This window comes from Paenibacillus sp. FSL F4-0122, from assembly GCF_038002845.1.
In the GTDB taxonomy this organism is placed as follows: domain Bacteria; phylum Bacillota; class Bacilli; order Paenibacillales; family Paenibacillaceae; genus Paenibacillus_AQ; species Paenibacillus_AQ odorifer.
Genome location: NZ_JBBODI010000001.1, coordinates 130376 through 144772 on the forward strand (window position 1 = coordinate 130376; position 14397 = coordinate 144772).

Below are 14397 nucleotides of genomic sequence, written 5' to 3' on the forward strand. Positions count from 1 at the left end.
GTATAATATACGATATAGAATATTCATCAGAGGAGACTATAAAACCATGAAATTGAGTATGAATTGGATTACGCTTCGGGTCCGCGATCTGGAGGCTTCCCTTCATTTTTATAACCGGATACTGGGGCTACCCATTGAGCGTAGATTTGAGAGCAGTGGAAAACAGATCGTCATGTTAGGTCTGGAGGGGCAACCCAAGATCGAGCTTATTCAGGGAAGTGACCCGGCTTTGAAACCGGAATGTGGCGTTTCTGTGGGTTTCGAAGTGGAGTCACTTGATGAAGCGATGGAGAGTTTAAAAAGCCAAGGTATCCCAGTAGCGCGCGGACCAATCGCCCCCAATCCCCACCTGCGGTTCTTTTATATCCTGGACCCGGACGGGTTTGAGGTGCAGTTAGCGGAGCATAACTAACGTTTATCAAGCGCGTTATTACCTCAAAAAGAAATAGACCGCCCTAACCAAAGGTAGCGGTCTATTCTGCCGTGTAAAACCTAACCCCCACTCTTAAAGCAAGGCTTTATTCAACAGCTTTAGTTGATCTTTTTTCAGTGAAAAAGTAAACCAAAACCAATAGCGGCAGGATCACTCCGATGAGTGAGGCGAAGGTCCATCCCCCATAGGCATAAGCCCAACCACCCAAAGATGATCCAACGGCTCCACCCACGAAGAAAATCGCCATAAAGATCCCATTAAGACGCCCCCTCGCTTCACTACCCAATGAATAAATCACACGCTGTCCGAGTACAAGATTTCCGGATACGGCCATATCCAATGTAATCGCGGAAATAAAGAGCAGAATGAGAGCAAAAGCTGAGTGGCTATGGAAAAGATGAATTAGTAAAAAAGACAAGGTGGCAATGATCATGGCCAGCCCGGTTAACCATTTGCTCCAACCTTTATCTGCCAGTCTTCCAGCAATCGGCGCGGCTACAGCCCCACCAACACCTACTAAAGCAAACCCTGCGATACCTTGCTGCGACATTCCAAAATCATCCGCCAACCGCAACGGAACCACCGTCCAAAAGAGACTAAAAGCTCCAAATAAACAAGCTTGATATAAGGCACGTCGGCGCAATATAGGCGTTTGTTTTAAAAGGGTGCCTAAAGAGACAATTAATTTACCATAGCTTACCGAAGGTGCAGGTTTACGTTCAGGAAGAAATCGCGACAGCAGAATGGCTAACAACGTGATGACGACCGCTGAAAAAATAAAAACGGCTTGCCATCCCCAGATGCTGGTGATAAAGCTTGCCACGGGCCGGGCAAACATAATACCTAGTAAGAGTCCACTCATAACATTACCAACCACACGCCCACGCTGCTCTTCAGACGCTAAATAGGTGGCATAAGGCACCAGGATTTGGGCTACCACAGAACCGGTTCCTATAAACAAAGATGCTGTCAGGAATAAAGGCGCATTAGCTGCGAAGGCTGCAACCAGCAATGCACCCACTGCAACCATTAACGTGATTATCGTGAGACGCCGATTCTCAACAATGTCACTCAACGGCACGATAAATAACAAACCTACAACATAACCGATTTGAGTTAAAGTGACTATCAAGCCTGCGGCTGTAGAAGAAAGTCCTGTCGAGACACTGATAGGTCCAACAAGGGTTTGAGCATAATAAAGATTGGCCACGATAAGCCCACATGCGGCTGCTAACATAAACATCATCCAACTTGAAATGTGGTTCTCTTTCACCGCTTGTTCTTTTTGCATGTGAATCCTCCTCAGATGGTCTTAATAATTTAAATACTATACGTTCAGTTCACTAATTCATGTTTAAATAATATACTGAACGTATCGTTTTGTAAATAGGTGATAGTCATTTATTTTTTTAGGTTTTTTTAGTATACTGAACGTATAGTTTATATTTTGATTGGAAACAGATTAATGAAAGGGTGATTTCAGATGGAGAGTAAACGAGGGCGTCCGCGTAATGTTGAGACGGAGAAGTCTATTCTTACCGCATCCTATGATTTGTTATTGGAAAATGGTTTTGGAGCAGTTACGGTGGAAAAAATAGCGGATCGTGCCAAGGTCAGCAAAGCTACGATATATAAATGGTGGCCTAACAAGGCTGCCGTGGTGATGGATGCATTCCTATCCTCCGCTGCGGACAGACTGCCCGTACCTGACACAGGTTCAGTATTTGATGATATTCTCATGCATGCAACGAACTTATCCCGGTTCTTGATTAGTCGAGAGGGTAAAATCATTACGGAGATCATTGGCGAAGGACAGATGGATTCAGGTTTGGCGGAAGCTTATCGGACCCGATATTTCCAGCCTCGTCGGCTTGAGGCACGGCTGCTTATGGAACGGGGTGTTCAGCGCGGGGAATTGAAGGATAATCTCGATATTGAAGTAGTTACCGATCTTATTTACGGGCCGATATTCTACCGCTTGCTGGTGACCGGCCAACCCATAGACGATGCTTATGTGCAGCAGTTGGTGAGGTACGCTTTTCAAGGAATACGTAACTAACGGGAACGGTAATGGAAAAATAGACCGCCCTCTCTCACCAGAGATGCGGTCTATTTCTGCTCGTAGTACTATAAAAGGTCGGCCTGGCGGAAGGTTGAGATACAACGGACCGAGGTGCTCTTATTTTCTGATTATGGGGCGTTTTCCCAAGCTATCGGACTCCTACGCACTTATTTAGTCTTTTCAAAACAAAATACTGCTACTGGAGAGGAAATAAGTGCGCTACGGTCCGATCACTCGACTAATTGCACCGAATAAAGAAAATAAGAGCCATACAGTCCGCAGGATCATAAGTGGGTGATTCGAACGGACAGGAGCTCAGTTTCACTAATTAAATCAATTTCCAACGAAACCTTTCTGCTGCAAAATGTCTCCCGTATCGTTCCATAATTTATTTTCCATTACCTTATCTCCTCCCGGTTGTACGGGTACAATGGGATTGCCTGTCCCAACGTTAAAATATCCCCCGGTGCTCTCTTGATACTTAGGATCGGTCATTAAACGAATAATGATCTCAGCTCCTTTACGAGGATCGCCAATACGAAAGAAATTCAATAAGTGCTTCAGCATCGAAGAAAACCAAAGTTCACGCCCGAGACCTGTAACGTTAAAACCCGGATTCAATGCATGAACGCTAATTCCCGTTTCCGCCCATCGACGTGCAAGCTCACTGGTAAACATAATATTTAACAGTTTGGTTTTCCCATAAATCTCAGATGATCCTCTGGAAGTAAAAGAAGCTGTATTGAGCAAATCTTCTGGCAACTTTAGCACTCCATGCCGGCGTGAAGCTTCCGAAGCAACATTTATGATTTTTGCACTTCCTGCTGCTCTCAAAGAATGCTCTAAGGTATGTGTCAATAACCATGGTGCAAAATAGTTCACAGCCATCATTTCTGAGAATCCATCGGCAGTTATCCGCTGTTCAAACCCATGAAGCCCTGCATTATTTATTAACACATCTATCTTCGGAAAAACACTAGATATTTCTTGTCCTAACCTAGTGACATCCCTCATTGAGGATAAGTCTCCGTAGAAAAAACTAATTTCGGCTGCTGGTACGCTCTCCTTTATCATTTTTTCAGTTACTTCCGAACGGGTTTTACTCCTTGCAGTCAGAACAAGATGGGCACCCTGCTTTGCCATTTCAAGTGCAACGAGTTGTCCCAAACCGCTTGTAGCTCCAGTAATTACAATAATCGGCTTTGTCATCATCTACATTCTCCTTTATATAAGGAATTCATCAGGGGCAATTTCATTTTGACAGCGTATTGTCCAAATCATATAATTGATATATATCAACTATATGACGATGATTGATATATGTCAACTACATAGATGTTTGATGACTTTAAAATACAAGGTTAGGTGGTTAAAACAATGAATACTGAACGTAAAGACACGTCGAGAGGACAATTAGAACTGAAGCTAGGTGGACAAATTAGTGCCCTCATTAGTGCTTCGCATGCCCTAAATGTCAGAACTGCTGCCGCTTTCGATTCAACTATACAGCCTGCTGCTTTCCATATAATCCGTTGGCTGTACTCTTATGGACCAACAAGCGCCTCTGTGTTGGCAGAATCAACGGCTATGGATCGTAGTTCAGTCAGCCGTCTCATCAAGCAACTCGAGAATTTGGGTTATATCAAAAGGGAAGACTCCCCTAACGATCGTCGAGCGATCCTTCTTACTCTCACTGATCTTGGACGACAAAAAACCTTTGATGCGCTGCAGGATAAGGAATTCATATTTTATGAGCGCATAGCCCAATGGGATAATCAACAGCTTGAAACCTTTATCCAAATGCTTCAGGAGTTTAATGGATTTAATGATAATTAATAAATGGGAATCGAGTAGGAGGGGGCGGCTAGCCCCCGACCTCTCACACCACCGTACGTACCGTTCGATATACGGCGGTTCATGAAATATTCCGTAAGGAGTTGTATCTGTCCAATACACTCTTTAATCCATTGGCTTCCCAATATTGGTTATTCAATGCATGTTGTAGAATTGGACTCCCTGCAATTCGCCAATACCCTTTTCGGGTATTTCCCCACTCATAGGCTTTATCCTTAGGTACCCCTAAGGATATAAGTCTTTTGACTTTGGTTCTAGGGGTCTTCCACTGCTTCCAGAGGCACATTCGTAGCCTTCTTCGTATCCATTTATCCATATCTCGAAAGGTACTTGGGGTATCCGCCAGCGAGAAATAACCGCACCATCCCATGAGGTAGTGGTTTAGTTCCTTGATTCGCTCTTCCATCTTCATCGATCTCTTTCGAGAGGATATCTCCTGTATTCGAACCTTGACTCTCTGTAAGGACTGCTTCGCAATTCTCACCTTTGGTTCTTTGTCCACACTAAAACTAAATCCTAGAAACTTTCGTTTCCAGGGACGGTCTACCGCGCTCTTTACTTGGTTCACCTTCAGCTTTAGCCTCGTCTCGATGAATCGGGTGACCGTTGTCTTGACTCTCTCTCCTGCTCTTAGCGTTTTCACGTAAATATTGCAATCATCCGCATAACGAACGAAGCGGTGCCCACGTTTCTCGAGTTCTTTGTCGAGCTCATCTAGGACAATGTTAGATAATAACGGACTCAGTGGACCGCCTTGCGGGGCACCTTCCGTTGTCGGGGTTACTAACCCGTTCTCCATCACACCTGACTGAAGATATTTGCGGATAAGCAGGAGAACTTTCTTGTCCTCCACTTTCTCCGAAATCTTCATCATCAGTCGGTCATGGTTGACGCGATCAAAGAATTTCTCCAAGTCTAGGTCGACTACGAATCGATATCCTTCTTTCATAAAGGTTCGAGCTTTCCTCACCGCATCATGCCCTCGTCTTTTCGGACGGAATCCATAGCTATGGTCGGAAAACTCTGGATCAAACAATGGAGTTAACACCTGCGCGATTGCTTGTTGAATCATTCGATCTGTCACGGTAGGTATTCCTAGTAACCTAACACCTCCGCCACCGGGTTTCGGGATTTCGACTCGGCGCACGGGGCTCGGTTCATAGGTTCCTTCTTCTATGGCATGCCGCAAGGTCTGCCAGTTTTGTACGATGTGTTCTCGTAAGGATTTTACGGACATCCCATCTACGCCATGACTTCCTTTATTCGCTTCAACACGCTTTAAGGCTTGCAGAAGATTTTCCCGTGATAGCAGTTGCTCCAACATTTTTTTTTAACCTCTCTTTACGTGATTTATACCTTCCATTTGTGCCAAAGATGAACTCCGCCCTGCTGAAGACCCCCACGGGATTCACCGTTTCCTTCTTCAGTCAGGTCCTTTCGGATTTTTTTTTCTGCATTCATCGCTCATCTTGAACGCCTGGATGTATAAATCCTATTCCATGTTCAGCCCTTCCGCAGCTGTTGCAACAGCTTGCGTACTATGGCGTCTGCTGACTTCTGTGCACTCAGCCTACTCTCACAAGTAGGGTTACGAAGTATACTCGCCTATCACACAGATCTCCCCAGGTAAGAACGCTATCTTCCTCTCCATCTATCTGCTTCATTTACTCTCGTACGCCTTTGGCAGTATGGACTTTGGTTTGTTGTGCAACCTCATCCAGCCTACGTTAGCCTTGTATGAAGTTCGTATTCCTCAGACCGGAGATTTGCCGCTGGCTTCCTTCAGATTCCACCTCGCGGTGGACACCCTTGCCTTAAGCTAATGGCTACTACTGCCTTCGCCATTCGGGACTTCAACCCTATAGATAGCGCCCATGCTGGGCGCACACAAAAAAAGAAACAGCATCTTGCTGTTTCTTTAGATATGGATTGTCTGTAATTGGAGTCAGCAATTATCACTGATGTTCATGTTCGGCATGTTCATTATTGCATTGCTCAACTACCTCAAAAAGAAATAGACCGCCCTCTCGCAAAGGAATGCGGTCTATTTCCTGACTAAACTTCCGAAGCCGCTTTTATCTACCCAAACTATACCACGATCAAAACCAAATCAAAAGTCACTCACTCCCCAAACAGCAAAGAAACGGCATTTCTGCCGTTTCTTTAGGATGGACTCTCAGGGGCTCGAACCCTGGACAAATAGATTAAGAGTCTACTGCTCTACCAACTGAGCTAAGAGTCCATATGATGTTTGGTGGAGCCAAGGGGGATCGAACCCCTGACCTCATCGCTGCCAGCGATGCGCTCTCCCAGCTGAGCTATGGCCCCAAACTGAAATTTCAGATGTATGTAATCACACATTTTTAAATTTTAGTTTGGTCGTAATTGAGTTGTTCCGATAAACTCAAGCGTCGTAGGCGACTTCTATATAATATAAAAAATCGCCCTCTATGTCAACACTTTTTTTAAAATTCATTTTTCCACTCAAATTCCCCGCTGAGAACTTAGAGGAAACAAACCAGTAGAAGCACTCCTAGCAGACCCTAGGACTGGCTGTAACGCCCTAACTGGGCAAAACCCTATAATCCCTCTAATTCTCCCGTACTCTTGGACAGCAGCCCCTTGAGTTCCTTCATGAACATGTTAATATCCTTGAACTGGCGATATACGGACGCAAAACGAACGTAAGCCACTTCATCAACTGGGTAGAGCTGCTCCATCACGAATTCACCAATCTGTTGGCTTTCCACTTCCGCAACGGCGATGCCGCGCAAAGATTTCTCAACCTCGGACACGATCTTTTCTAGACGTTCCACAGAAACCGGCCGTTTCTCACAAGCACGGATAAGACCGCGGAGTATTTTATCACGACTGAATTCCTCACGGCTGCCGTCTTTTTTAATTACAATCAGTGGCGTCTCTTCAATCATTTCAAAAGTAGTGAAACGTTTGCTGCAACGCTCACATTCACGCCTACGACGGATTGACTTATTTTCATTCGCTGGTCGCGAGTCCAGCACTTTAGTATTTGTGTGATCGCAGTAAGGGCATTTCATAAGCTTCATCACTTCCTATTACATAATGGTATTGGTCCCGGAATGTTATAAATCCGGCTTTTGAACGGCTTTTTTATTATTTCCAGAAATCACCGTTTTTTTCTTGTAATGATAATGGCAAGTCCGGCACATAATACAGTTACCAACAGAGGAGGTGAACAGCAATGAGCCAAAGCAACAACTCCAATAACCTTGTAGCTCCAAATTCCCGCGGTGCCTTGGAACAACTTAAATACGAAGTTGCCCAAGAACTAGGAATCACGCTTTCCCCAGATGGTTACCAAGGCAATAAAACTTCTTATGAAAATGGTTCGATCGGTGGTTACATCACTAAACGTCTTGTAACCCTGGCAGAACAACAACTGGCAGGTCAATACAAATAACCTGACCAACATAAGCTTTTTGAAGAAGTATTAAACGACCTACAGGTCGTTTAATACTTCTTTTTATACATAACACGGCAGAAATTAAAATTCTTTGTAAATGTCCGTGTACTGATCATAGTAATAATTAACGCGCTGTACATAATGCCTGGTTTCACCAATGGGAATATCTTTAATGGTTGCATCTGTCCCATCCCAGATCCCTTCGTCCAACCAGCGTTGAACTTTTCCCGGCCCAGCATTATAAGCTGCGATAATTGCTGTACGTTTGCCTTCGAACTGACGGGATAAAGTTGAAAGATACCATGTACCCAGTTCAATATTAGCCGAAGGCTCATGCTTGAGTTCTTCCATAGATACGTTTGGAAGCTTGGCCTTTTCCAGCGCCCACTTCGCGGTATCCGGCATAAGCTGCATCAGCCCTAGTGCGCCTTTTTTGGATTCTCGTCCAGTTTTAAAGTTCGTTTCTACACGAATAATCGCGGTTACAAGAAACGGGTCTATCTCATAAGTGATGCTGTGCTTGCGAATCTCGTCTTTAAAATGGATGGGATAAAACCACGACATCCAGTTTGTACTCAGAAACAATATTGCCGTAAAACCAACAAATAGCAGAAGCAGTACTCTTTTTTTACGTAACCATTTCATGATAAACCCAGCCTGTCCCAAAAAACAGCAACCTGTTGCTCAGTGTACGCAAGATCGCCACTGTTGTCGATGATGTAGTCCGCTTTATTACGTTTCTGTTCAATATCCATCTGTGCATTCAATCGCGCTTCTGCTTCTTCTAAAGAGAGCCTATTACGTTCCATTAATCGAGCAATTTGCACTTCACGGGGAACGTAGACTACTACAATCTCATGGAACAGGGTCTCAAGCCCTGATTCAAAAAGAAGCGGAATATCCACAATAATAAGCCGCTTCGGCTCTTCCTGCTCCATGCTGTACATACGTTTTTTGATTTCCTGCCGGATGGCAGGATGCGTCAAATTGTTCAAGGTTTGCAGGGCCACCGGATCTTGAAAGACGATTTCACCTAATTTGGCCCTATTCAGTGTTCCATCCGGAAAAAGGATCTCTTTTCCGAATTGCTTAGCAGCAGCAGCCAACACTTCATGCCCGGGAAGCATAACTTCTCTAGCGATCACATCGGCATCAACCAGCCTCGCTCCCTTGTTCACAAGCAGTGCAGACACTGTGCTTTTTCCGGATGCGATTCCTCCGGTTAAGCCTATAATCATGTACTCACCTCATAATAGCTTCAGTATTCCCATTGCAATTAATAATAACGCTGGTAATGCGGCAGCATGCTTCATCCAGTAGTTCCCGGCAAATCTAAGTCCAGTCTTCATACCCAGCAATAGAAATGTACCACTAAACAAAGCTATTGTAAGTGATGTCCATATCGGATTGAAGCCAAGCAGCGCTGCGCCAAGTCCAGCCCCAAAAGCATCCAGAGAGAGCGCAATCCCAAGTATCATCGCCTCCATCGAAGAGATGCTTCCTGAGGCATCCATATCCGCAGAAGACGGGGTACGCAAGATCTGCACTACAATCCCCAAACGGCGTAGCTCAAGCGAAAAAACAGCTGATTTCAACGGTTCATCATTCATAACAGGTTCTGTTCCCGCTTCAGAATCAGCAGCTACCTCTGCCCAAGCCTGCTCGGAAAATGAGCCCTCATCTACCGTTTCAGCTTTACGTCCGCCATCTGCATCTTTCTCTTTTTGCATCAGCATCTGAACAAGTGACCAGCACCCCATTAGCACAAGTATAACCGCACCAACCATAGAAGCTGCATTCGGAGACACTACCTTGGCAAGCAAAACCCCAACCTGCATCGATACACAGATAACTACCCCCGAACAGAGCGAGATAATCAGAACGGAGAGCAGTGGTATTTTCATTTTACGCAGCCCATATGTAATTCCTACACCAAAACCGTCCAAACTCAAGGCAAACGCTAGCAATAGCAGTGAAAATAATGGGCTGAGCACCCGCAATCCCTCCTGTGAAGAACCGGCAAACTGAAAAGTTTATCGTTTCAGCTTCCGTTCTCTATTAAGCATTCTTCACACAGTATATGGGCGGGACAAGTAGTGGGTGCCAACCTTATTATTTCAACAAATTCAGTTAACAGTCGGGCGCTGGCAATTTGGACAATAATGCGTGCCACGACCGCCTACAACCGTCTTCTCAATCATCGTTCCACAGTTACTGCACGGCTGATCCTTACGACCGTAAATCAATAGCTGCTGCTGATACGTACCGCTCTCACCTTGGCCATTAACATATGACTTAACAGATGAACCTCCGGCGTTAACCGCTTCGGCCAGCGTGCTTACAATGGCATGATGCAGCTTGTCCAATTGATTGTCCGTGAGCGATTTGGCGCTGTCTTCAGGATGGATGCCCGCACGGTGCAACGACTCATCTACATAAATATTGCCGATGCCGACGATATATTCCTGATTAAGCAGCAGCGATTTAATTTTGGTGCTTTTACCTGACACGATCTGCTTAAACCTCTCCGGTGTAAAAGAAGGCTCCAGCGGCTCCTGCCCCAGCTTGTTTAAAGGCGGCAGCTGAAGATCTTCTCCCATCTGAAAAAGATGCATCGTACCGAACTGGCGAACATCCGTGTAACGCAGCTCAGTTCCATCCGTAAAATGAAAAATCACATGTGTATGCTTGTCCAGTGGGTCATCATTTAAAAAAAGTCCGTAACGGCCTTCCATCCGCAAGTGTGACACAAGCACCAGACCATCCAGAACAATACGCAAAAACTTTCCTCTTCGTTCAACTTTAACAATGCTATGACCTGCCAGCAGGTGGGCAAAAGCCTGAATATCATCCGGACGCTGAATAATCCGCGCCAACCGGACGGTTACATTCTCTATCTGCTTTCCATTAACTAACTCATTAAGTGTTCTCTTGACTGTCTCTACTTCCGGTAATTCCGGCATGATGTCTTCACCTCAACTACATTATAGCTGATATGCACACCTTAAAGGGAGTCTATTTCGCCTCGTACCAGTTACTTCCAAAGCTGACCTCTGCCTTAAGTGGCACAGATAACTTCAGTGCTCCACCCATTACTTCCGGCAAAAGCGTCTTCATAAGCTCCATTTCATCCTCTGGCACCTCGAATACAAGCTCATCGTGTACTTGAAGCAGCATACGGCTCTTAAGCCCACGATCAAATAATGCCTTGTCCATATGCACCATCGCCAGCTTGATAATATCCGCTGCTGTTCCCTGTATAGGTGTATTCATTGCTGTCCGCTCCGCAAAAGAGCGCAGATTAAAGTTCTTCGCATTAATCTCCGGCAGATAACGGCGACGTTCAAGCAATGTGGTCACATAACCATACTTCCGTGCCTCCACTACGATATCGTCCATATAGCGGCGCACACCCTGATATACCTCGAAATACTGCTCAATAAATTGAGCGGCTTCCTTACGTGGAATATTCAAATTCTGCGAGAGGCCGTAATCACTGATCCCGTAGACGATCCCGAAGTTTACGGCTTTTGCGGCACGGCGCATATTGCTGTCCACCTGTTCCGCGGTCACACCGAACACATCCATCGCTGTCTTCGTGTGAATATCCATATCATGCAGAAAGGCTTCCTTCATCCGCTCATCACCTGAAATATGCGCAAGCACACGCAGTTCGATCTGCGAATAGTCGGCTGCCAGGATGGACCAGCCCGGTTCGGATGGAACGAATACCTTGCGGATTTTGCGTCCTTCCTCTAGACGAATCGGGATATTCTGCAAGTTCGGGAATTGGCTGCTAAGCCGTCCTGTAGCAGCAATCGTCTGCCGGTAGAATGTATGCACCTTCCCTGTGTTCGGGGAAATTTCTTTAAGCAGCCCCTCTACGTAGGTAGATTGAAGCTTCGCAATTGTGCGATATTGCAAAATCAAACGCACCACATCGTGGTATGGCGCAAGTTTCTCAAGCACTTCGGCATCCGTGGAATAACCCGTCTTCGTCTTCTTGACGACAGGCAGACCTAGCTTTACAAACAAGATTTCACCCAGCTGCTTTGGTGAGTTCAAATTAAACTCAGTGCCACAAATCTCGTATATTTCACTGACCAATTTGGAAATTTGCGCCTCAAATTCTTTTCCAAGCTCTTTAAGATCACCAGCATTGACTGCAATCCCCTGTTTCTCCATATCCGCCAAAATCCGTGACAAAGGCATTTCCAGATCCTCGAATAGCCCTGTCATCGCGGTCTCCACCAGCTCCTGCTGTTGCTTCTGTGCGATTCCAAGAACCGTTGCACTCTTTCGTGCAACGTGATTTCCTAAGACTTCAAGCTCAGGGATTTTGTATTTGGCACCTTTACCAAATACCTCTTCATCAGGAGAGAGCCGCGGCAAGCCGTATTTAGCAGTGAGATCGTTTAGATTCTGATTAGCCTCCGTAGGATCAAGCAAATAAGCCGCCAGCTGCACATCATGGGCTGCACCTGCAAAAGCAATTCCCTGCCAGTGTAAAGCCAAATCAGCGCGGTGAAGATCATATCCACTTTTCGGAGCCTTTTCATCTCCTAGCCAATCACGCAGCTTCGCAGCAGCCGGTTTATGCAGTAATTCAAACGGCACATAGTAATGCCGCTCCAGAGAGGACAATCCTATTCCGATTACCTCGGCACGATGCGGATTATCTCCATTCGATTCCACATGCAGCGCTGAAATGTCAGCCAGGGCTTCACTTAGCCCCTTAAGTTCTTCTTCACTTACGATCGTAATATCAAGTGCCGCAGCTTCTACTTCAGCCGCACTCTCCTCTCCCTCGGCAACAGGAGCATAAGCACTAAGAGACAAACGTTCCAACAGTGATTTAAATTCCAGCTTGGCAAGCGCTGGGCCGGCTGTATCCGCTGAAATTCCATTAAAGACCATGTCTTCCCACGAATGCTCAAGCGGCACTTCGCGATAGATGGTCGCTAATTTTTTACTCATTACCGCATCTTCCGCATGGGTTTCCAGTTTTTCTTTCATTTTACCCTTTAGCTCACCGGTTCCAGCTAAGACACCTTCCACCGATCCAAATTGATGCAGCAGCTTCAAAGCTGTCTTCTCACCTACGCCGGGTACTCCCGGGATGTTGTCACTCGCATCGCCCATCAGCCCTTTAAGATCAATGATCTGCTCTGGGGTTAGGTCATATTTCTCCCGGATTTGTTCCGGCCCATAAAGCTCAACTTCAGTGACCCCTTTGCGGATTAAAGCAACGGTCGTATGCTCAGAGGCCAGCTGCAACATATCCTTGTCTCCCGACACGATCATAACCTGCCGTCCCGCTTCATCCGCCTGGCGCGAAATGGTGCCAATAATATCATCAGCCTCATAATTGCCAATTTCAAACTGCGGTACACCTAAATTAGTCAGCAATTCCTTCAGCAATGGGAACTGCTCGGAGAGCTCGGGCGGTGTTTTTTGCCGGCCGCCCTTATAATCCTGATAACCTTCATGCCGAAAAGTAACTTTCCCTGCATCGAAAGCGACAATCATATGTGTCGGTTTATGTTCTTCGATTAAACGAAGCAGCATCGTTGTAAATCCGTACACCGCATTTGTCTGTTGCCCTGCTGTATTCGTCAGCGGGGGCATCGCAAAAAAAGCACGGTAAATAATATTGTTTCCATCTATAAGTATCAACTTGTCCATAGTGCACCTCGCCTTTTTCATGCTTACTCCTTACATCTTACCATATGCCCTGTACAAGTAGAAACGGCTTTACCAACCTAAACAGTGGGATAAGCTGATATGTTAAGGATATACAACAAGTAGCCGCCCTTTTAAAAGGGCGGCTACTTAGTTTAACTAAAGATATAACAAAAGATGTGTGAGTACAAATTACTGATTCAAGTCCGGACGGCTGCCTGTGACCAGATAAACAACACTCTCACCAATGTTAGTCGCATGATCGGCAATCCGTTCAATATAACGGCCTACCAGCGTTAATAACATAGCTTGGGACACAGAATCCGGTTTTGCCACCATATAACTATATAGCTCATTGATCATCGAACCATATAATTGATCGACCTGATCATCATCTTGTGCCATTCTATAAGCCAGATCAGTGTTCTCATCCAGATAAGACTGGATAGCCTCATCAATCATGGTCGTCACAATTTCCGCCATACGCGGAATGTCTACAAGCGGCTTGATCAGCTGCTGTCCATGGATGCGCATAGTTGCTTTCGCAACATCAATAGCCAAGTCACCCATACGTTCCAAATCGCTAGATATTTTGAAAGCAACGATAATGCGGCGCAAATCTTTTGCTACAGGCTGCTGCGTAATAATTAGCCGTGAGCCAATTTCCATGATTTTATCTTCCATGGCATTCAGCTGCAAATCTGCTTTAATGATTTCCTGAGCGCGCACAGTATCAAGATTCTGTAAAGCAACAATTGCTCCACCAAGAGCATCTATTACATGTTCACCCATCTGCTGCAGCAGACTGCGCAGCTCTTCCAAATCTTTATCAAATTCTTTTCTGCGAATCATAGTAAGAGCGATCCTCCTCATTAATGTATGGTCAGCTTGCCATTTCCAAGGACGAGCGCCCTTGTAGCCCGT

15 protein-coding genes and 2 tRNA genes are annotated in these 14397 nt (G+C 45.5%); 5 read left to right on the forward strand and 12 right to left on the reverse strand.

Annotated features, from left to right (window positions below; genetic code table 11):
* Window positions 1-46 precede the first annotated feature (46 nt).
* Window positions 47-412 (forward strand): VOC family protein, encoded by a 366-nt coding sequence (locus MHH49_RS00525; protein ID WP_051491055.1) that lies wholly within the window; start codon window positions 47-49, stop codon window positions 410-412.
* A 106-nt stretch (window positions 413-518) separates the two neighbouring features.
* Here MHH49_RS00525 and MHH49_RS00530 read toward each other — a convergent pair whose 3' ends face one another.
* Complete coding sequence (locus MHH49_RS00530) at window positions 519-1724, reverse strand: MFS transporter (protein ID WP_036679204.1); 1206 nt, start codon at window positions 1722-1724, stop codon at window positions 519-521.
* 192 nt (window positions 1725-1916) lie between these two features.
* On the opposite strand from MHH49_RS00530, the gene MHH49_RS00535 reads away from it, so the two are divergent.
* Entirely contained in the window at window positions 1917-2492 is a 576-nt protein-coding gene (locus MHH49_RS00535; RefSeq protein ID WP_036679201.1) for a TetR/AcrR family transcriptional regulator, read from the forward strand.
* Between the two features lie 336 nt (window positions 2493-2828).
* On the opposite strand, the gene MHH49_RS00540 is transcribed toward MHH49_RS00535, so the two are convergent.
* A complete protein-coding gene (locus MHH49_RS00540; RefSeq protein WP_036679199.1) occupies window positions 2829-3707 on the reverse strand; it encodes an SDR family NAD(P)-dependent oxidoreductase in 879 nt (292 codons plus the stop codon).
* Between the two features lie 165 nt (window positions 3708-3872).
* Between MHH49_RS00540 and MHH49_RS00545 the strand changes: the two genes are divergently transcribed.
* Entirely contained in the window at window positions 3873-4331 is a 459-nt protein-coding gene (locus tag MHH49_RS00545; RefSeq protein WP_036679196.1) for a MarR family winged helix-turn-helix transcriptional regulator, read from the forward strand.
* Window positions 4332-4410: 79 nt separating this feature from the next.
* On the opposite strand, the gene ltrA is transcribed toward MHH49_RS00545, so the two are convergent.
* The gene (gene ltrA / locus MHH49_RS00550; RefSeq protein WP_036681916.1) at window positions 4411-5673 is read right to left on the reverse strand and encodes a group II intron reverse transcriptase/maturase; all 1263 of its coding nucleotides are present in this window, start codon (window positions 5671-5673) and stop codon (window positions 4411-4413) included.
* A 604-nt stretch (window positions 5674-6277) separates the two neighbouring features.
* On the opposite strand from ltrA, the gene MHH49_RS31105 reads away from it, so the two are divergent.
* A complete protein-coding gene (locus MHH49_RS31105) occupies window positions 6278-6367 on the forward strand; it encodes a putative holin-like toxin (RefSeq protein WP_411830558.1) in 90 nt (29 codons plus the stop codon).
* A gap of 151 nt (window positions 6368-6518) precedes the next feature.
* Here MHH49_RS31105 and MHH49_RS00555 read toward each other — a convergent pair.
* From MHH49_RS00555 to nrdR, 3 genes are all read right to left on the reverse strand, one after another.
* A tRNA-Lys gene (locus MHH49_RS00555) sits at window positions 6519-6591 on the reverse strand.
* A 10-nt stretch (window positions 6592-6601) separates the two neighbouring features.
* Window positions 6602-6677, reverse strand: a tRNA-Ala gene (locus tag MHH49_RS00560).
* A gap of 251 nt (window positions 6678-6928) precedes the next feature.
* Window positions 6929-7405 carry a transcriptional regulator NrdR gene (gene nrdR, locus MHH49_RS00565; protein WP_036678976.1) on the reverse strand — a complete coding sequence of 159 codons (477 nt, stop codon included), beginning with the start codon at window positions 7403-7405 and terminating at the stop codon, window positions 6929-6931.
* A 164-nt stretch (window positions 7406-7569) separates the two neighbouring features.
* Between nrdR and MHH49_RS00570 the strand changes: the two genes are divergently transcribed.
* Window positions 7570-7788 (forward strand): alpha/beta-type small acid-soluble spore protein, encoded by a 219-nt coding sequence (locus MHH49_RS00570; RefSeq protein ID WP_036678974.1) that lies wholly within the window; start codon window positions 7570-7572, stop codon window positions 7786-7788.
* Between the two features lie 84 nt (window positions 7789-7872).
* On the opposite strand, the gene MHH49_RS00575 is transcribed toward MHH49_RS00570, so the two are convergent.
* From MHH49_RS00575 to phoU, 6 genes are all read right to left on the reverse strand, one after another.
* Window positions 7873-8436, reverse strand: a complete 564-nt coding sequence (locus MHH49_RS00575; RefSeq protein ID WP_036678971.1) for a lytic transglycosylase domain-containing protein — start codon at window positions 8434-8436, stop codon at window positions 7873-7875.
* Window positions 8433-9029, reverse strand: a complete 597-nt coding sequence (coaE, locus tag MHH49_RS00580; RefSeq protein ID WP_036678968.1) for a dephospho-CoA kinase — start codon at window positions 9027-9029, stop codon at window positions 8433-8435. Before coaE ends, MHH49_RS00575 begins: the two co-directional genes overlap by 4 nt.
* Before the next feature lie 9 nt (window positions 9030-9038).
* Complete coding sequence (locus MHH49_RS00585; protein WP_036678965.1) at window positions 9039-9785, reverse strand: manganese efflux pump; 747 nt, start codon at window positions 9783-9785, stop codon at window positions 9039-9041.
* 132 nt (window positions 9786-9917) lie between these two features.
* Complete coding sequence (gene mutM, locus MHH49_RS00590) at window positions 9918-10754, reverse strand: DNA-formamidopyrimidine glycosylase (RefSeq protein WP_339811250.1); 837 nt, start codon at window positions 10752-10754, stop codon at window positions 9918-9920.
* A gap of 52 nt (window positions 10755-10806) precedes the next feature.
* On the reverse strand, window positions 10807-13476 hold the full coding sequence (gene polA / locus MHH49_RS00595) for a DNA polymerase I (protein ID WP_076100112.1): 2670 nt from the start codon (window positions 13474-13476) through the stop codon (window positions 10807-10809).
* Between the two features lie 189 nt (window positions 13477-13665).
* Window positions 13666-14325 carry a phosphate signaling complex protein PhoU gene (gene phoU, locus MHH49_RS00600; RefSeq protein WP_036678957.1) on the reverse strand — a complete coding sequence of 220 codons (660 nt, stop codon included), beginning with the start codon at window positions 14323-14325 and terminating at the stop codon, window positions 13666-13668.
* Window positions 14326-14397 lie beyond the last annotated feature (72 nt).

Coding starts and splice junctions, on each gene's coding strand:
- MHH49_RS00525 (WP_051491055.1), top strand. CDS start 47: ATGAAATTGAGTATGAATTGGATTACGCTTCGGGTCCGCGATCTGGAG.
- MHH49_RS00530 (WP_036679204.1), bottom strand. CDS start 1,724: ATGCAAAAAGAACAAGCGGTGAAAGAGAACCACATTTCAAGTTGGATG.
- MHH49_RS00535 (WP_036679201.1), top strand. CDS start 1,917: ATGGAGAGTAAACGAGGGCGTCCGCGTAATGTTGAGACGGAGAAGTCT.
- MHH49_RS00540 (WP_036679199.1), bottom strand. CDS start 3,707: ATGATGACAAAGCCGATTATTGTAATTACTGGAGCTACAAGCGGTTTG.
- MHH49_RS00545 (WP_036679196.1), top strand. CDS start 3,873: ATGAATACTGAACGTAAAGACACGTCGAGAGGACAATTAGAACTGAAG.
- ltrA (WP_036681916.1), bottom strand. CDS start 5,673: ATGTTGGAGCAACTGCTATCACGGGAAAATCTTCTGCAAGCCTTAAAG.
- nrdR (WP_036678976.1), bottom strand. CDS start 7,405: ATGAAATGCCCTTACTGCGATCACACAAATACTAAAGTGCTGGACTCG.
- MHH49_RS00570 (WP_036678974.1), top strand. CDS start 7,570: ATGAGCCAAAGCAACAACTCCAATAACCTTGTAGCTCCAAATTCCCGC.
- MHH49_RS00575 (WP_036678971.1), bottom strand. CDS start 8,436: ATGAAATGGTTACGTAAAAAAAGAGTACTGCTTCTGCTATTTGTTGGT.
- coaE (WP_036678968.1), bottom strand. CDS start 9,029: ATGATTATAGGCTTAACCGGAGGAATCGCATCCGGAAAAAGCACAGTG.
- mutM (WP_339811250.1), bottom strand. CDS start 10,754: ATGCCGGAATTACCGGAAGTAGAGACAGTCAAGAGAACACTTAATGAG.
- polA (WP_076100112.1), bottom strand. CDS start 13,476: ATGGACAAGTTGATACTTATAGATGGAAACAATATTATTTACCGTGCT.
- phoU (WP_036678957.1), bottom strand. CDS start 14,325: ATGATTCGCAGAAAAGAATTTGATAAAGATTTGGAAGAGCTGCGCAGT.